Source organism: Clostridium sp. Cult3 (genome assembly GCF_021655115.1).
Classification (GTDB): Bacteria; Bacillota; Clostridia; order Tissierellales; family Tepidimicrobiaceae; genus PPXY01.
The window spans coordinates 1-17,718 of record NZ_PPXY01000060.1 but is presented as its reverse complement, the minus strand read 5'-3'; the positions used below and the strand labels follow the sequence as shown (position 1 = coordinate 17,718).

18 protein-coding genes and 1 rRNA gene are annotated in these 17,718 nt (G+C 31.8%); 11 read left to right on the top strand and 8 right to left on the bottom strand.

Annotated elements, in window-relative coordinates:
• Nucleotides 1-68 precede the first annotated feature (68 nt).
• The 8 genes from rsmG to rpmH all read right to left on the bottom strand — a co-directional run bounded on the left by rsmG (nt 69) and on the right by rpmH (nt 6,289).
• Nucleotides 69-785 (bottom strand): 16S rRNA (guanine(527)-N(7))-methyltransferase RsmG, encoded by a 717-nt coding sequence (gene rsmG / locus C3E88_RS11185; RefSeq protein ID WP_236910270.1) that lies wholly within the window; start codon nt 783-785, stop codon nt 69-71.
• Nucleotides 778-2,691: a tRNA uridine-5-carboxymethylaminomethyl(34) synthesis enzyme MnmG gene (gene mnmG / locus C3E88_RS11180; protein WP_236910269.1), complete on the bottom strand. Its 1,914-nt coding sequence runs from the start codon at nt 2,689-2,691 to the stop codon at nt 778-780. The genes rsmG and mnmG overlap by 8 nt, the downstream gene beginning before the upstream one ends.
• Nucleotides 2,692-2,712: 21 nt before the next feature.
• Nucleotides 2,713-4,098, bottom strand: coding sequence for a tRNA uridine-5-carboxymethylaminomethyl(34) synthesis GTPase MnmE (mnmE, locus tag C3E88_RS11175; RefSeq protein WP_336513089.1), 1,386 nt, complete (start codon nt 4,096-4,098; stop codon nt 2,713-2,715).
• Between the two features lie 59 nt (nt 4,099-4,157).
• A complete protein-coding gene (gene jag / locus C3E88_RS11170; RefSeq protein WP_236910267.1) occupies nt 4,158-4,784 on the bottom strand; it encodes an RNA-binding cell elongation regulator Jag/EloR in 627 nt (208 codons plus the stop codon).
• A gap of 1 nt (nt 4,785) precedes the next feature.
• Entirely contained in the window at nt 4,786-5,499 is a 714-nt protein-coding gene (locus C3E88_RS11165; RefSeq protein WP_236910266.1) for a YidC/Oxa1 family membrane protein insertase, read from the bottom strand.
• Between the two features lie 14 nt (nt 5,500-5,513).
• On the bottom strand, nt 5,514-5,729 hold the full coding sequence (gene yidD / locus C3E88_RS11160) for a membrane protein insertion efficiency factor YidD (RefSeq protein ID WP_236910265.1): 216 nt from the start codon (nt 5,727-5,729) through the stop codon (nt 5,514-5,516).
• Nucleotides 5,729-6,079, bottom strand: a complete 351-nt coding sequence (rnpA, locus tag C3E88_RS11155) for a ribonuclease P protein component (RefSeq protein ID WP_236910264.1) — start codon at nt 6,077-6,079, stop codon at nt 5,729-5,731. The genes yidD and rnpA overlap by 1 nt, the downstream gene beginning before the upstream one ends.
• A gap of 75 nt (nt 6,080-6,154) precedes the next feature.
• Nucleotides 6,155-6,289, bottom strand: coding sequence for a 50S ribosomal protein L34 (rpmH, locus tag C3E88_RS11150; protein WP_236910263.1), 135 nt, complete (start codon nt 6,287-6,289; stop codon nt 6,155-6,157).
• A 575-nt stretch (nt 6,290-6,864) separates the two neighbouring features.
• Between rpmH and dnaA the strand changes: the two genes are divergently transcribed.
• From dnaA to C3E88_RS11095, 11 genes are all read left to right on the top strand, one after another.
• On the top strand, nt 6,865-8,199 hold the full coding sequence (dnaA, locus tag C3E88_RS11145) for a chromosomal replication initiator protein DnaA (RefSeq protein WP_236910262.1): 1,335 nt from the start codon (nt 6,865-6,867) through the stop codon (nt 8,197-8,199).
• Between the two features lie 250 nt (nt 8,200-8,449).
• A complete protein-coding gene (dnaN, locus tag C3E88_RS11140; RefSeq protein ID WP_236910261.1) occupies nt 8,450-9,556 on the top strand; it encodes a DNA polymerase III subunit beta in 1,107 nt (368 codons plus the stop codon).
• Between the two features lie 17 nt (nt 9,557-9,573).
• Nucleotides 9,574-9,783 carry an RNA-binding S4 domain-containing protein gene (locus C3E88_RS11135; protein ID WP_236910260.1) on the top strand — a complete coding sequence of 70 codons (210 nt, stop codon included), beginning with the start codon at nt 9,574-9,576 and terminating at the stop codon, nt 9,781-9,783.
• 123 nt (nt 9,784-9,906) lie between these two features.
• Entirely contained in the window at nt 9,907-11,013 is a 1,107-nt protein-coding gene (gene recF, locus C3E88_RS11130) for a DNA replication/repair protein RecF (RefSeq protein WP_236910259.1), read from the top strand.
• 13 nt (nt 11,014-11,026) lie between these two features.
• Nucleotides 11,027-11,302 carry a hypothetical protein gene (locus tag C3E88_RS11125; RefSeq protein WP_236910258.1) on the top strand — a complete coding sequence of 92 codons (276 nt, stop codon included), beginning with the start codon at nt 11,027-11,029 and terminating at the stop codon, nt 11,300-11,302.
• Between the two features lie 24 nt (nt 11,303-11,326).
• Complete coding sequence (gene gyrB, locus C3E88_RS11120) at nt 11,327-13,237, top strand: DNA topoisomerase (ATP-hydrolyzing) subunit B (protein ID WP_236910257.1); 1,911 nt, start codon at nt 11,327-11,329, stop codon at nt 13,235-13,237.
• A gap of 11 nt (nt 13,238-13,248) precedes the next feature.
• On the top strand, nt 13,249-15,678 hold the full coding sequence (gene gyrA, locus C3E88_RS11115; RefSeq protein WP_236910256.1) for a DNA gyrase subunit A: 2,430 nt from the start codon (nt 13,249-13,251) through the stop codon (nt 15,676-15,678).
• A gap of 140 nt (nt 15,679-15,818) precedes the next feature.
• The gene (locus tag C3E88_RS11110) at nt 15,819-16,136 is read left to right on the top strand and encodes an STAS domain-containing protein (RefSeq protein WP_236910255.1); all 318 of its coding nucleotides are present in this window, start codon (nt 15,819-15,821) and stop codon (nt 16,134-16,136) included.
• A 4-nt stretch (nt 16,137-16,140) separates the two neighbouring features.
• Nucleotides 16,141-16,512, top strand: a complete 372-nt coding sequence (locus C3E88_RS11105; protein WP_236910254.1) for an ATP-binding protein — start codon at nt 16,141-16,143, stop codon at nt 16,510-16,512.
• On the top strand, nt 16,509-17,300 hold the full coding sequence (locus tag C3E88_RS11100; RefSeq protein WP_236910253.1) for a SigB/SigF/SigG family RNA polymerase sigma factor: 792 nt from the start codon (nt 16,509-16,511) through the stop codon (nt 17,298-17,300). Before C3E88_RS11105 ends, C3E88_RS11100 begins: the two co-directional genes overlap by 4 nt.
• A 235-nt stretch (nt 17,301-17,535) precedes the next feature.
• Nucleotides 17,536-17,718: ribosomal RNA gene (locus C3E88_RS11095) — 16S ribosomal RNA — on the top strand; the annotation flags it as partial.

Below are 17,718 nucleotides of genomic sequence, written 5' to 3'. Positions count from 1 at the left end.
CTATATTCAACAAAAAAAAATTATTTCCTTCTTATTGCCCAAACTTTTTATAGACAAAATATATTGAATTACAGCGGATTTTTTTTAGGTTTTCCCCCACCTCTAGGATATTTTGTCGGAGTTTCTTTTATCTTCTCAATAATTATCAAACTATGGGTTATATCACTTTTTGGTAAAGTTATAAGTTTGGCATCCTTTACCCTTCCTCCAAGAGTTTTAATCCCTCTTTCTGCTTTATCTAATTCTTCATCAAAATCAGGGCCTTTCATAGAAATAAAATATCCACCTACCTTCACAAAGGGTAATGAATATTCGGAAAGGGTGTCTAATGAAGCTACAGCCCTGGATATTGCAATATCATATTTTTCCCTATGAGATTTATTTCTACCTAATTCTTCAGCCCTACCATGAATAGCAATGATATTTTCTAATTCTAATTTGCTAATTACTTCATCTAAAAATCTAATCCTCTTGTTTAGGCTATCCAATAAAACCATATTTAAATCTTCTCGAACTATCTTTAGAGGAATTCCTGGAAAACCTCCACCAGTACCTATATCTATTATTTTAATTCCCTGTTCAAATAAATTTACATTCAAAGGGGTTAAACTATCTATAAAGTGTTTAATATCTATTTCAACATCATCAGTTATAGAAGTGATGTTTATTTTTTGATTCCATTCTTTTAGTACTTGTTTATATAGTATAAATTTATCTATCTTATCATCAGCTAACTCTACTCCTAATGCATTAGCTCCTTCTATTAGGGTATCTACATTAGTCATCTTTTTCTCCTTTCAATTCTCTACGCTTTTGTTCTAAGTATATTAACAATACATTAATATCAGCTGGGGACACTCCAGAAATCCTGGAAGCTTGACCTACAGAATCTGGTCTAATCTGGTTTAATTTAAATTTGGCTTCGTTGCTTAATCCCTTTACTTCATCATAATTTTGGTCCTCTCTTAGCTTTTTACTTTCTAGTTTTTTAAATTGCTCTATTTGAGCCATCTGTTTCTTAATATAGCCTTCGTACTTTATCTGTGTTTCTACTTGAAGCTTTATTTCTCTAGGCAGCTCTTTTCGTTCTTCATCTAATTCCTTTAATATATCATAATTTAACTCTGGTCTTTTAATCAAATCATATAGACTAACTGCGGTTTTTAAAGGTGCACTATTTAGACTTTCTAAAAAATCGTTTGTTTCCCTGGTAGGAGTTAATTGAATAGCTTTCAATCTATCTAATTCCTCTTCTATCATATCTTTTTTCTTTATAGTCTTTTTATATCTTTCTTCGGAAACAAGTCCTATATCATAACCTTTTTGGGTTAATCTTAGATCCGCATTATCCTGTCTTAAAGTTAGCCTATATTCTGCCCTAGATGTCATCATCCTATAGGGTTCATTAGTACCTTTAGTCACTAAATCATCAATTAACACTCCGATATATGCCTCAGATCTATCCAGAATAAAAGGATCTTTTCCTTTTATATTTAGCACAGAGTTTATTCCAGCAATTAAACCCTGGGCTGCCGCTTCTTCATATCCTGATGAACCATTAATTTGACCTGCAAAGAATAAATTTTCTATCTCCTTATGCTCTAACGTTCTTTTCAAAATAGTTGGATCTATACAATCATATTCAATACCATAAGCCGGTCTCATAAACTGTACATTCTCTAAACCAGTAATAGTCTTATACATCTTAAGCTGTACCTCTTCAGGTAAAGTTGAACTAGCTCCTTGAACATACATCTCCTTTGTATCCAATCCTTCAGGTTCGATAAATACTTGATGTTTATTCTTGTCAGAAAATCTTACAACCTTATCTTCAATGGATGGACAATATCTAGGTCCTACTCCCTCTATCTCCCCTGAGTACATAGGGGAGCGAGACAAATTATCCCTAATTATCTCATGAGTAATAGGAGTTGTATAAGTCAAATAACAAGGTACTTGTTCTATATTAAAGGTTTTATCCATATTTAGAAATGAAAAAGGTATTATTTCCTCATCACCAGGCTGTATTTCCATCTTAGAATAATCTATACTATCTCCATGAACTCTAGCAGGAGTACCTGTTTTAAACCTTCTCAATTCTATACCTAGTTTTTTCAACGAATCGGAAAGATGATTTGAAGGAGATAACCCACCAGGTCCACTGGAATAGTTTACCTCTCCCATAAATATTCTTCCCTTTAAATAAGTTCCCGTAGCTAATATTATAGTTTTACTATAATAGGTAGCTCCAGTCCTAGTAACTATTCCCCTAACCTTGTTGTCATCAATTAGTATATCTACAACTTCTCCCTGCTGCAAAGTTAAATTAGGTTCACTTTCCAATACCTTTTTCATCTCTATATGATATTTTCTTTTATCTGCTTGAACTCTTAAAGAGTGAACTGCAGGACCTTTAGATGTATTTAACATCCTACTTTGAATAAAGGATTTGTCAATATTTAAAGCCATTTCTCCACCTAATGCATCTATCTCTCTGACTAAATGGCCTTTTCCCGTTCCACCTATATTCGGATTGCAAGGCATATCGGCAATGGAATCTAGACTCATAGTTAATATCAAAGTCTTCATACCCATTCTGCTACCAGCTAGTGCAGCTTCACATCCAGCATGACCAGCTCCAACTACTATAATATCATAATCTCCTCCATGAAATCTCTTAATATCTACCATCTTAGCACCTCATCATATAAACTATTTACCTATACAAAATTCTGAAAAAATCTTATCCAATATATCCTCACCTATTGTATCTCCAGAAATTTCCCCCAGACTATCCCAACAATTTCGAATATCTACCTCTATACAATCTAGGGGCATATTTGTTCTAATACCACTCAACCCATCCTCAATATTTTTCTTAGCCTTAATTAGTTGATCTTTATGTCTCATATTAGATACAATTATCTGACTTTCTACATCTACCTCGCCAGTATAAAACATATCCTTTATAGCATCTACTAGTTCCTCTACTCCTATCCCTTCAGTTATGGAAGTAGTGATGATTTGTTTATCCGGCAGCAAACTTCTTATATAATCTTCATCATATTTACTAGGCAAATCCGATTTATTCAATAGTACTATAGCCTTTTTATTCTTAATAATATTAATAATGTCCTGATCCTCTTCTGTTAAAGCTTTTGATACATCAAAAACAGCTATAATCAAATCAGCTCTATCAACCATATCCTTTGCCCTATCTACTCCAATTTTTTCTACTAAATCCTCTGTGTCCCTAATACCAGCTGTATCTACTACCTTTAATGGAATACCATCTATATTTACATATTCTTCAATAATATCCCTTGTAGTACCCGGTATATCCGTAACTATAGCCCTGTTTTCCTTTAGAATTGCATTTAACAGAGAAGATTTACCTACATTGGGTTTCCCTAGTATTACGGTGTTTAAACCATCCCTTAAAATTCTACCTCTATCTGCAGTTCTTAATAATACATCGATTTTTTTCTCAACTAACTTTGCATTCTTTTCCAAATCTCCATAGGTGATCTCCTCTATATCCTCATCTGGAAAGTCAATAGACACTTCAATATGAGCAATCATATCCAACAATATATCTCTAATCTCTCCTATTTTTATCGATAAACTACCTTCTAGTTGATTTAGTGATACTTTAAAAGATTTGTCAGTCTTGGCATTAATCATATCTATAACCGCTTCAGCCTGGGATAAATCCAATCTACCGTTTAAAAAAGCTCTTTTAGTAAATTCTCCTGGATCTGCTAATCTGGCTCCATTTTTCAAAGTAAGCTCTAATATTCTTCTAACAGATATAATACCACCATGACAGTAGATTTCAACCATATCTTCCCTTGTATAAGTATGAGGACCTTTCATAAAAGTAATCAAAACCTCATCTATTTTTTCATCCTTTTCTGGATCTACAATATAACCATAGGTTAATTTCCTACTTTCCGCATCCATTAATCTATTAACTTTTTTTCCTTTAAATAGCTTGTTTGCAATATTTAAAGAATCCTTACCGCTCATTCTTACAATACCAATTCCGGATTCGCCAATGGCGGTAGAAATAGCTGCAATAGTATCAACCATATTTATTCACCTCACCTTCTGATAGATAAGAGAAACCCAGTTCAGAACTGGGTTTTTAAAATAAGTTATTTCGCTTCAATTACTACTCTTCTATAAGGATCCTCACCTTCACTGTGAGTATCTATACCATCTACATGCTGTAATGCTGAATGAATAATCCTTCTCTCATAGGGATTCATCGGCTCCAATCTTACTGGTCTATTACTATACTTTGCTTTTTGTGCCATTTTATTCGCTAATCTAATCAAAGTATCTTCTCTGCGTTTCCTATACCCTTTTGCATCAACTATTACTTTAATATAGTTTTCTCTATTTTTGTTAACAGCTAAACTCAATAAGTATTGAATAGAATCTAATGTATTACCTCTTTTACCTATTACTATACCCATATCTGAAGAACTAATATCGATAATATCTACATGTAAGCATGAACCCTCTTTTCTAACCATACAACTTCCTTTTACACTCATATGCAATAGTATTCTATTCAGCAAATTTTCAACTATTTCTACAGGATCATTGGTTACAGTAACTTTAACGGTAGCATCCTTATTACCTATTAACCCGAAGAGTCCTTTACTAGGCTCTGCCAATACCTCTACATGAACATCCTCCTCATTAACTCCCAGTTCTTCCAAAGCCATGTCTACTGCTTCTTCAATAGTTTTAGAAATCTTAATAACAGACCTCATTCTATCCTCTATCCTCCTTAATCTTACCCATAGACCTATTGATTATCAATTGCTGAATAATTTGAAATATATTACCTATAACCCAGTAGAGGGCCAATCCAGCAGCAAAAGATCTAGCAGCCCAAAATATCATCAAGGGAAGAAATATATTCATAGTTTTTTGAGTCGCTTGAGCTTGAGGATCAGTTTGTACATTTGCAGTCATAAGCATACTCTGTAAATAAGTAGTTAATGCAGCCAATAGCGGCAATCCCCATAGATAAGGATCTGGTTGTTCTAAATTGGTAATCCATAAAAAATTCTTACTTATAGCTTCATATACCTTAGGATCTTTAAATACATAGGTAATAGGATCCCTTAAAACACTAAAAAAAGCTATTATAATAGGGAATTGAATTAACAGGATCAAACACCCAGACATAGGATTATAATTGTTTTCCTTGTATAATTCCATCATCTTCGCTTGTTGGGTCTGTGGGTCATTTTTATATTTATTTTGAATTTCTTTCATTTTCGGTTGAATTTCATTCATCTTCTTAGTAGACTTACTCTGATGTAGAGAAATAGGTAGAAGTATGAATTTAAATATTATGGTAGTAATTATTATTGCTATCGCATAATAAGAAAAATATTCCGGCTCGGTACCTATGCTAGAAACCATATCAAAAACAAGTTTTAACAATCCTCCAAATAAATTTCCAAGAAGGGCTCTCATTGATTAACCTCCAATCATCTTAGCGGATCATACCCACCCTCGTTAAATGGATGGCATTTCAAAATTCTACGTAAACTTATATAGGTTCCTTTTAAAAAACCATATTTTGTATAAGCTTCAATAGAATATTGTGAACAAGTTGGATAAAATCTGCAATTTCTTCCAATAAGTATATACTTTGAAATAAACTTTTGATAAAATTTTATTAACAAAATAGCTAATTTAGCCATCACTTTCCACCTGAATTCTTTTTTAGATGAGCTAATTTCAATATATGAAGCATTGCACTTTCCAATTCTAAATAATCAATATCTATGACATTTCTCTTAGGTATGAATATTATATCATATCCTTCCTTAATATTATCAAAGTTTAATCTACAAATTTCTCTCATACGTCTTTTCACTCTATTTCTCACAACACTATTACCTATCTTCTTAGTAACGGAAAATCCAATTCTAGAGTAGTCAAACCCATTTTTCGTCACATACAATACAATATTCCTATTCCAATAGTTTTTTCCCTTTCTGTAGACCTTTTTAAAATCCTCATTATTCCTTAACCTATGCTTTTTTTCCATTACAATGCTCCTCATAAATACAAGGTTTAAAACCTCAAACTAAATATTTATAAAAAGGCCACCTTTATCGCGGCCTTATGCTGATAATTTCTTCCTACCTTTTCTTCTTCTTCTCTTTATTATATTTCTGCCTGACTTAGTCTTCATTCTTTTTCTAAAACCATGTTCCTTACTTCTTTGTCTCTTTTTAGGTTGGTAAGTCCTTTTCATAATTAGTACACCCCCTTCAGTATTTCCTATCTATAACGACATATTAAGTTTTCCTTAAAGGAAACATAAATACTACTATAGATTATATTTATACTATTCGTATATGTCAAGAAATTTAAACCTTTCTATATCCACAATCGAAATTATTAACAATCTATTTATGCTGTGGATAATTATGTTGATATAATTCATTTTTTTTGATATCATTAAATAGGTATGTGGATAGTTTTTTTCTTATCTAATATTTCCTACTTATGCACATATTGTGGATAAATTGTGTATAAGTTATAATTCTGCTTTTTAATAGGTTGCTCTAACTTAGCTATTTAGTAAGTTTGTTATCCACAAAAATATTATATACAACCTTGTGGATATTATTAACTATATTGGGTTTTATATTGAATATACACAATTTGTATATAGCTTATCCACAATTATTATACCACTTTATTTATATATTATTAATCATTATTTTTTCTTTTCCTGTGGATAAAGTTGTTGATATTTTATTTAATTAGTTATAAATAATCTTTATAATGGCTATAATTTACAATATAATAGGAGGATTTTTTAAAATGGATTCAAATTTAGATAATATCTGGACAGAGGTTCTAAACATAATAAAAGTAGAACTAACAGAAGTAAGCTTTAATACATGGCTTAAAACAATAAAACCTATTGCTATCACTGAGGATAGGGTCATTCTTGTTGCCCCAAATGAGTTCACCAAAGGAATTTTAGAGGGTCGATACTTAAATTTAATTAAAAACGCTATAGCTCAAGTTACTAAAGAAGAGTATATCGTTCAATTCATAATACCTGGCGAAGAAGTAAATGCAAATATTGGACAATCTATACATATGGAAAATATAGAAGATAACAGAAGAGCACAATTAAACCCTAAATATACCTTTGACACATTCGTCATTGGCAATAGTAATAGATTTGCCCATGCAGCTTCTTTAGCAGTAGCAGAAGCACCAGCTCAGGCTTACAATCCCCTATTTATATATGGAGGTGTAGGTTTAGGTAAAACCCATCTGATGCATGCCATTGGACACTACATATTAAGCCAGACTCCAGACTCAAAAGTAGTATATGTATCCTCTGAAAAATTTACGAATGAGCTTATTAACTCCATCAGAGATGATAGAAACAATGAATTTAGGAACAAATATAGAAATGTAGATGTATTATTAGTAGACGATATACAATTCATAGCAGGTAAAGAAAGTACTCAAGAAGAATTCTTTCACACCTTTAACGCATTGCATGAAGCTAATAAACAGATCATTATCTCTAGCGATAGACCTCCAAAAGAAATACCTACTCTAGAAGATAGATTAAGGTCAAGATTTGAATGGGGTCTAATAGCCGATATTCAACCACCAGATCTAGAGACTAGAATAGCTATACTAAAGAAAAAAGCAAAAGTTGAAAATATCAATGTTCCAAATGATGTAATGTTATATATTGCAACTAAAATCCAGTCAAATATTAGAGAATTAGAAGGAGCTTTAATTAGGATAGTTGCCTATTCATCTCTAACTAACAAAGAAGTAACGGTAGAATTAGCTGAAGAGGCATTAAAAGACATTATATCCAATAATAAACCCAGAGAGATAACTGTAAATTTAATTAAGGATGTAGTTTCTAAGGAATTTAATATTAAAATTGAAGACTTCGATTCTAAAAAAAGAACTAGGGCTATTGCCTATCCCAGACAAATAGCTATGTATTTAACGAGGGAATTGACAGATCTTTCATTACCAAAAATAGGCGATGAATTTGGTGGAAGGGATCATACTACTGTAATACACGCCTATGATAAAATAGAAACGGATATAAATGAATCCGAAGAATTTAAAAGTAAAATTGATTATCTATTAAAAGAGATAAAAGGGGAGTAATCAACAAAAATTGTTAGTATGTTTGTTGATTAAATGTTAATAGTTCTTTATAATATTTGAGGTTATTAAAATGGGGATAACTATACTAATTATAATTCAATTATTAACATTCTATTAAATCCTACATACTCTATAATTAATGTTTTAGATGTAGTTATACACATACTAACAGCCCCTACTACTATTACTACTATAGTATTATATTAATCTGTATCTATATGCAGATAAAACAAAAGGAGGGTATTATCAATTGAGAATACAAATAGACCAAAGAAGTTTATCCAATCACATAAATATCGCACAAAAAGGTATTTCCTCAAGAACTACATTACAAATACTAGATGGTATATTATTAGAAACTGTTGATAGCAAATTAAAACTTACTGCTACAGATTTAGAAATTGGAATAGAAACCTATGTAGATTGTAGTATACTAGAAGAAGGTTCTATAGTGGTAAATTCAAGAATATTTGGGGATATAGTCAAAAAATTACCCAATTCTACTATCAATATAGAAGTTAAAGAAAACAATATAAACATTAAATGTGAAAATTCTGAATTCAATATATTAGGTAGTAATCCTTCGGAATATCCGGAGTTGCCTGCTATTATTAATAAAAACTCCTTTAATATACCTAAAGATCTATTTAAATCTGCAATTAGACAAACGGTATTTGCCACAACTCAAGATGAAACAAGACCAATACTTACTGGTGTTTTATTAGAAATAAAAGATGGAATAGGTTCTTTTGTTGCACTAGACGGTTATAGATTAGCCCTTAGAAGCATTCCAATCAATATAGATGAAGATGTAAAGATAGTAATACCGGCTAGAGTGTTAAATGAATTGAACAAAATACTTGATGACAATGATGAAGAGTTAACTATAACTATTGCTCCAGGTCATGTTATATTCAACATGGGAGAAACCTCTGTATCCTCTAGATTATTAGAGGGGCAATTTTTAAATTACAACGATATTATTCGAAAAGATCACAAAACCAATGTAATAGTAGATAGAAAAGATTTTCAAGACAGTTTAGAAAGGGCATCCCTACTGGCAAATGAACAAAAAGCTAATTTGGTTAAATTAAATGTAGTAGAGGATCAACTGATTATAAAATCTAATTCGGAGATAGGTAATGTTAATGAACAAATTGTATCCAAGCATCAAGGTGAAATGCTGAATATAGCCTTCAACTCCAAGTATATATTAGACGGAATAAAGGTAATGGATTCTGAGGAAGTAGAGCTTTATTTTATGGGAAGCTTAAACCCTTGTATAATAAAACCTATAGGAGATGAAAATTATACTTATTTGGTATTGCCAGTACGATTAGCTCAAGATGATTATTAAAGGAGTAGATTATAATTATGAAAGAAATAAAAATAAGCACGGATACTATAAAGTTAGATCAACTATTAAAATTTGCAGCAATAGCTCAAACCGGTGGACAAAGTAAAATAATGATCAATGAAGGAATAGTAAAGGTAAATGGAGAAATAGTTAAAGAAAGGGGAAAAAAGATTAAAAAAGGCGATATTATAGAAATAAAAGACATGGATAAATTAATTGTGATATAATGATATAGGTTATATAACTCACTAATAGTTTCTTCCCAAACCACAAAGGTTTGGGAAGTCTACTTAATAAGAATAACTAATTAATAGTTTAAAAATGTTTTTATATTTTGAGAGGTGCTGTAGTTGAATATAGAAAGCATTAGGCTTATTAACTTTAGAAACTATAAAAGCCTAAATATAGAACTGAATAAAAACATCAATATATTTGTTGGTAAAAATGCCCAGGGGAAAACCAATTTATTAGAGTCTATTTACATGTGTGCTACGGGTAGGTCTTTTAGGACCAATAGGGATAAGGAAATAATAAATTTAAATAAGAATGAAGCTTATATTGGAGCTAATATAAGGGTTGGAAGGATTCAAAAATTTATAGAGGTGAAGATGGAAAGGGATAAACAGAAGAGGATTAGAGTAAATAAAGTTGAGTTAAATAATTTTAGGGAATTAAACAGTGGACTTAATGTAGTGGTATTTTCACCAGAGGACTTAAAGTTAATTAAAGGTGGACCTATAGAGAGAAGAAATTTCTTAGATATGAGTATTTCACAGATAAAGCCTGTATATAAACATAATATTAGTAGATATAATAAAGTATTATTTCAAAGAAACAATCTATTAAAATCTAATAAGCCTAGAAATGAAATTTTAAGCTTATTAGAAATATTTGACCTACAGCTTGCTAAGATTGGTACAGAAATAATCCTATATAGGAATCATTTCGTAGAAGACCTATCTAGAATAGCAGGAAAAATTCATAATAACTTAACATTGGGAAAAGAAAACCTAGGTTTGCATTATATTTCCAATGTAGATTATATAGATAAAGAAAAGGCTGCTTTAGAAAAAGAGTTTATAGCTCAATTAAGATCGTCTGCTGGTAAAGATTTATTTACTGGTACAACGGAAATAGGTCCTCATAGAGATGATATATTGATAAAGATAAATGACATAGATGCTAGGTCATTTGCATCTCAAGGACAACAGAGGACTATAGTATTGTCCATAAAATTATCAGAAGTGGAGATAATAAAAGCAGATAGAGGGCTATACCCTGTACTTTTATTAGATGATGTCTTTTCAGAACTAGATGAGGATAGAAGAAAGTATTTAACCATGTCCTTTAATCATATGCAAACCCTGATAACATCAACAGATATAATGGATTTAGAAGAATTCAAGGAGATGGATAAATCCATATTTTATATAAGAGATGGAAAAGTATTACAATAAAGGGGAAGATATAATGTTTCTACACATAGGTGATAATATTTCTATATTTAAAAAAGAAATAGTGGCCATATTAGATAAAAGGACTGTAGAGGAGTCTGTTGATACAAAGGCCTATATTGAAAAGTTGATAAAAAATGATTGTTTAAAAAATCCAAGTGATAAAGATATAAATACCTATATAATAACTTGTACTAAAAATATAGATAGAAAGAATACTTTCGAGTATAGTTTATATACTTCTAGTATTTCATCTAATGCTCTTTCTAAGAGAAAAATATTAGATATTTAATAATTAGATTGGAGGTTTGGATAAATGGCCAAAGAAAACAATGGAAGAAAATATACAGCCGAAGAAATCCAAGTATTAACGGGATTAGAACCAGTTAGAAAAAGGCCGGGAATGTATATTGGTAGTACAGGACCTAGGGGACTGCATCATTTAGTGTATGAGGTAGTAGACAATAGTATAGATGAGGCACTAGCTGGAGTTTGTGATACTATAAAGATTACTATAAATGAAGAAAATTCAATAACAGTAGAGGATAATGGATCTGGAATACCAGTAGAGGTCCATCCTCAGACAGGTAAATCCACTGTAGAAACAGTTCTAACTATACTCCACGCTGGGGGTAAATTTAACAACAACGCATATAAAGTCTCTGGGGGATTGCATGGTGTTGGTGTTTCAGTTGTAAATGCTTTATCTCAATGGTTGGTAGTTAGAGTTAAAAGGGACAACAAGGAATACATGCAGAGATTTGAAAGAGGTGTTTCTGTAACAGAACTTCAGGTAGTTGGAGAAGCAAATACTACCGGTACAACCATAGAATTTAAACCAGATGAAGAAATATTTGATGAGGTAGAATTTAATTTTGAAACATTAGAATTTAGACTTAGAGAAATGGCATTTTTAAATAAAGGAGTAAAGATAACTTTAGAGGATAAAAGAAACAATATTAAAAAGGATTTCCACTACGAAGGAGGGATAAAATCCTTTGTAGAATATATAAATAAGAGCAAAACTCCTATTCACAAGAATGTAATCTATTTTGAATCAGAAAAAGACAATACAGTAGTAGAGTTAGCAATGCAATACACAGATGGATATTCAGAAAATGTATACACCTTTGCTAACAATATAAATACTCAAGAAGGTGGAACCCATCTAAGCGGACTCCGTACTGCATTAACCAGAGCCATTAATGATTATGGTAGAAAATATAACCACATAAAGGAAAAAGAAGATAACCTTCAGGGAGACGACGTGAGGGAAGGCTTATCGGCTGTATTATCAGTAAAATTAATGGAGCCCCAATTTGAAGGTCAAACTAAGACTAAGCTTGGAAATAGCGAGACCAGAGGCATAGTAGAATCCTTGACCTATGACTTTTTAACTAATTATCTTGAGGAAAACCCAAAGGAAGGAAAGATAATACTAGAAAAAGCTATAAATGCATCAAGAGCAAGGGAAGCAGCTAGAAAAGCTAGGGAAATTTCAAGGAAAAGAAGTATATTGGATAATACAACATTACCAGGGAAATTAGCCGACTGTCAGGAAAACGACCTGGAAGTTACAGAGATATTTATAGTGGAAGGGGATTCAGCAGGCGGTAGTGCTAAGCAGGGCAGAGATAAAAGATATCAAGCTATACTGCCATTAAAAGGAAAAATAATGAATGTTGAGAAGGCAAGATTAGACAAGGTCCTTGGATATGAAGAAATAAGAGCTATGATAACTGCCTTTGGAACTGGTATTGGCAGTGAATTCGATATTGAAAAGTTAAGATATGGAAAGATAATAATAATGACAGATGCCGACGTAGACGGAGCTCATATCAGAACATTATTATTAACATTCTTCTATAGATATATGGAGGAACTACTAGAAAAAGGCCATGTGTATATTGCTCAACCACCTCTATATAAGGTTTCCAAGGGAAGGGCCGAACACTATGTTTATAGTGATGATGAGTTGGAAGAGCTACTTGAAGAAATAGGTAGGTCCAATTATTCAATCCAAAGATATAAAGGTCTTGGAGAGATGAATCCAGAACAGCTTTGGGAAACCACTATGGACCCAGAAAAAAGAATATTATTAAAGGTGACTATAGAAGATGGATTAGCAGCAGATGAAATATTTACTACTTTAATGGGAGATAAAGTAAAACCAAGAAGAGAATTTATACAGACCAATGCAAAATTGGTTAAGAATTTAGATATATAGGGAGGAAAAAAATGGATAAGGATAAGAATAATATTATAGAAGTAAATATTGAAGATGAGATGAAAACTTCCTATCTTGATTATGCTATGTCTGTAATAGTAAGTAGAGCTCTTCCAGATGTTAGAGACGGGCTAAAACCTGTTCATAGAAGAATACTATATGCTATGAGTGAGCTTGGTCTTAATCCTGAAAAACAATATAGAAAATCTGCTAGGGTAGTCGGGGATGTATTGGGTAAATATCATCCTCACTCTGATATTTCAGTTTACGATGCTATGGTTAGACTTGCACAGGATTTTAACATTAGATATCCTCTAGTAGACGGACATGGGAACTTTGGTTCAATTGATGGAGATAGTCCGGCAGCTATGCGTTATACAGAGGTAAAGATGACTAAATTGACAACAGAAATGTTAAGGGATATCAATAAGGAAACTATAGATTATAGACCTAATTTTGATGAAACCTTAAAGGAACCCATAGTCCTACCCAGTAAATTTCCTAATTTATTAGTAAACGGTTCTTCAGGAATAGCTGTAGGTATGGCAACCAATATTCCTCCTCACAATTTAAAAGAGATAATAGATGGATTGATCATGTTGATAGACGAGCCAGAAACCGACATCGATGGATTGATGAAGGTTGTAAAAGGACCTGATTTTCCAACAGGTGCTATGATAATGGGAAGGGAAGGCATCAAATCAGCGTTTAAAACGGGAAGAGGAAAGTTACGAATTAGAGCAGTAGCAGAAATAGAAGAACATAGTAGAGGAAGAAGTAAAATAGTAATAACCGAACTACCCTACCAAGTTAATAAAGCTAATTTAATAGGGAAAATAGCCGAACTAGTTAGAGATAAAAAAATTGAAGGTATATCGGATTTAAGAGATGAATCTGATAGAGAAGGAATGAGGATAGTAATTGAGTTAAAGAGAGATGCAAATCCGAATATTGTTTTAAACAATCTATATAAACAAACTCAACTTCAGACTACTTTTGGAGTAATAATGCTAGCTTTAGTAGATGATGAACCTAGAATATTGAATCTAAAACAAGCATTAGTATACTATCTAGAGCATCAAAAAGAGATAATAATAAGAAGAACTCAATTTGATTTAAATAAAGCAGAGGCTAGGGCCCACATAGTAGAGGGCTTAAAAATAGCCCTAGATAATATTGATGAAGTAATCAATATTATTAGAAACTCTAAAGAAGAATCCATAGCAAGGGAAAGATTGATGAAAAACTTTGGACTTTCCGAAAAGCAGGCCCAGGCTATACTTGATATGAGACTTAGAAGATTAACAGGACTGGAAAGGGAAAAGTTAGAAGAAGAATACGAATCCCTGATCAAAGAAATAAATAGACTTAAAGAAATACTGTCCAGTGAAAGAAAAATATATCAGGTAATAAGAGAAGAACTATTGGAAATAAAAGAAAAATATGGAGATAGAAGAAGAACTAGAATAATGCCTTCTGCTGATGAGATAGATATAGAGGATATGATCGAAGAAGAAGATGTGATAATTACACTAACCCACTTTGGATATATAAAGAGGGTACCAGAAGATATATATAAGGCCCAAAGAAGAGGTGGTAAGGGGATTACAGGTCTTACTACAAGAGAAGAGGATTTTGTTGAAGATTTATTTATCACTTCAACTCACGATACTATATTATTCTTTACAAATAAGGGTAGAGTATATTCATTGAAAGCTTATGAGATACCAGAGGGTAGACGTCAAGCTAGAGGAACAGCTATCATCAATCTACTAAATTTGACAGGTGATGAAAGAGTATCTGCAGTTATACCAATAGAAAAATACGATCCAGAAAGTAATCTTGTATTGATTACTAAACGAGGTATCATTAAAAAGACTAAATTAGAACGTTTCAAAAATATTAGAAAAAATGGTATCATCGCTATTAGCTTGAGGGAAGAAGATGAATTAATAGGCGTTAAAAAGACCAATGGTAAGAGGGAAATAATAGTGGTAACTTCTAATGGAATGTCTATAAGATTTAGTGAAAAAGATGTAAGAGAAATGGGAAGAAATGCTATGGGAGTCAAGGCTATTTCCTTAAAGGATGATGATGAAGTAGTAGCTATGGACTTAATAGAAGATGGGAAGTATCTGTTGGTTATTTCCGAATATGGATTTGGTAAGAGAACTCCACTAGATGACTATAGGGTTCAAAATAGAGGTGGCGTTGGATTAATAACCTATAACACGAAGAAAAAAACTGGAAAATTAGTATCTGCTAAAGTAATAGATGAAAATGATGAAATAATCATGATTTCAATGGCAGGTATTATAATTCGATTGAAGACAAAGGATATATCTATAATGGGAAGGAGTACCCAAGGGGTAACTTTAATGAAAATAAACAATAAAAACGATAAAGTAATGGCAGTAGCCAAATATGTAGAAGAAGAATAGGTAAAAAGGTGTCTCTTTAGTATAGGGAGCACCTTTTTTATAAATTCATATGTAGAATCAAATCCTACTGATTTGCTTTACATTAACTACATTTTATTATAAAATAATATAAAATATAGCAAAAAAGAGGGGGTTTTAGTATGTCTTTGGATATAAATATTCAATTCAATGAAGATAACAATACCTGGCTCGTCAATCCAAAGGGAGAGATTGATATATACACATCTCCTAAATTTAAAGAAATTATAATAGAAGCACTAAATAAAAAGGATTCAGACATATTAATAGACGGTGAAAATTTAGACTACGTAGATAGTACGGGTTTAGGTGCTTTAATCAGTATACTGAAAAGAGTAAGGGAAAAAGACAATACCGTATACTTACAAAACATCAAACCAAATATTAGAAAATTATTTGACATAACTGAACTAGATAAGGTATTTGTATTTAAGGAGTGAAAAAATGAAAAAAGATATTATAACTATAACCATTCCTAGTAAACCTGATTATATATCTGTAATAAGGCTAACTTCATCAGCAATAGCTAGTAATATTGGATTAAATATAGAGGAAATAGAAGATATAAAAGTATCTATAGCTGAAGCATGTATAAATGCCATAGATAAATCTGATGAAATTACCATACAATTTAATATAGAAACAGATAAACTTATAATGAAAGTTAATAATGTATCTTCTTCTAAGGATGATAATATAGATTTGGATAGGGAAAGGGAGTTAGGTATTCTGATTATTAAGTCATTAATGGATGAGGTTAACTTTTCAGAAGAAGGAGTTGAGATGATAAAATATATAGAGGATGGTAATAAATGAAAGTAGATAAATATTATGAAAAAAATGACTTGAAGGATATAGATAAAATAGATACTAAGACTCTATTTAAACAATTCAAAGAAACACAAGATTATAAGATTAGAGAAATCCTCATAGAAAGGCATCTTTATATAGCGGAGATACTGGCAAAAAAATATACTAACAGAGGTATAGAATACGATGATATTTATCAAGTTGCATGTATTGGACTTATATATGCTATAGATAGATTTGATGTGGACAAAGGATTCGAATTTTCTAGTTTTGCTACTCCTACAATTATAGGGGAGATTAAAAAACATTTTAGGGATAAGGGTTGGACTATAAGGGTACCAAGGAGAATACAAGAGTTATCAAAGAGGATAAACAATGCCAAAGTTACTCTGAGTCAAGAACTTCAGCGTTCTCCTAGAGTGGAAGACATAGCAGAATACTTAAATTGTACTGAAGAAGAAGTATTAGAGGCAATGGAAGCTAGTAAGGTATATACCCCTCAGTCCCTAGACTTAACCTATGATTCAAATAATGATGATAAAGATGTCAATTTAGCTGATCTTATAGGAGAAGAAGATGCATATTTTGATAAAATAGAAAACAATGATTTCTTATTAAGAGGTATGGAAAAGTTAAATGATATGGAAAAAAAGATCCTCATAGATAGATATTTTAATAAAAGGACTCAGGTAGCCATTGCGGAGGATTTAAATATATCTCAAATGACTGTATCTAGAGTGGAAAAAAGGGTTATAGAGAAGTTTAGAAAGGAAATGAAAAAAACTTTAAGCTAGATTTATAAATAGTGTTGACAAAAGTTCAAAAATGTTATATCATAATAATCCGTCGACGATATTCATTTAAGAGTTTAAAAAAGTTTTTAAAAAAGTTTTTAAAAAGTCGTTGACAAAAGTAAAAAAAATTGTTATAGTTAAAAGGTCGGTCGGAAAATGACTGACGAAAATGAACCTAGACAACTAAACAGTGTGAAATACCTTGAGTAACATTTATAAAACAACAGGCAAACTTTTTTATGAGAGTTTGATCCTGGCTCAGGACGAACGCTGGCGGCGTGCCTAACACATGCAAGTCGAGCGAAGAACTTATCATGACACCTTCGGGTAGATTGATAAACTTCTTAGCGGCGGATGGGTGAGTAACGCGTGAGGAACCTGCCTTCCACAAGGGGATAGCCTCGGGAAACCGGGATTA

Coding starts and splice junctions, on each gene's coding strand:
- rsmG (WP_236910270.1), bottom strand. CDS start 785: ATGACTAATGTAGATACCCTAATAGAAGGAGCTAATGCATTAGGAGTA.
- mnmG (WP_236910269.1), bottom strand. CDS start 2,691: ATGGTAGATATTAAGAGATTTCATGGAGGAGATTATGATATTATAGTA.
- jag (WP_236910267.1), bottom strand. CDS start 4,784: ATGAGGTCTGTTATTAAGATTTCTAAAACTATTGAAGAAGCAGTAGAC.
- C3E88_RS11165 (WP_236910266.1), bottom strand. CDS start 5,499: ATGAGAGCCCTTCTTGGAAATTTATTTGGAGGATTGTTAAAACTTGTT.
- yidD (WP_236910265.1), bottom strand. CDS start 5,729: ATGGCTAAATTAGCTATTTTGTTAATAAAATTTTATCAAAAGTTTATT.
- rnpA (WP_236910264.1), bottom strand. CDS start 6,079: ATGGAAAAAAAGCATAGGTTAAGGAATAATGAGGATTTTAAAAAGGTC.
- rpmH (WP_236910263.1), bottom strand. CDS start 6,289: ATGAAAAGGACTTACCAACCTAAAAAGAGACAAAGAAGTAAGGAACAT.
- dnaA (WP_236910262.1), top strand. CDS start 6,865: ATGGATTCAAATTTAGATAATATCTGGACAGAGGTTCTAAACATAATA.
- C3E88_RS11135 (WP_236910260.1), top strand. CDS start 9,574: ATGAAAGAAATAAAAATAAGCACGGATACTATAAAGTTAGATCAACTA.
- C3E88_RS11125 (WP_236910258.1), top strand. CDS start 11,027: ATGTTTCTACACATAGGTGATAATATTTCTATATTTAAAAAAGAAATA.
- gyrB (WP_236910257.1), top strand. CDS start 11,327: ATGGCCAAAGAAAACAATGGAAGAAAATATACAGCCGAAGAAATCCAA.
- gyrA (WP_236910256.1), top strand. CDS start 13,249: ATGGATAAGGATAAGAATAATATTATAGAAGTAAATATTGAAGATGAG.
- C3E88_RS11110 (WP_236910255.1), top strand. CDS start 15,819: ATGTCTTTGGATATAAATATTCAATTCAATGAAGATAACAATACCTGG.
- C3E88_RS11105 (WP_236910254.1), top strand. CDS start 16,141: ATGAAAAAAGATATTATAACTATAACCATTCCTAGTAAACCTGATTAT.
- C3E88_RS11100 (WP_236910253.1), top strand. CDS start 16,509: ATGAAAGTAGATAAATATTATGAAAAAAATGACTTGAAGGATATAGAT.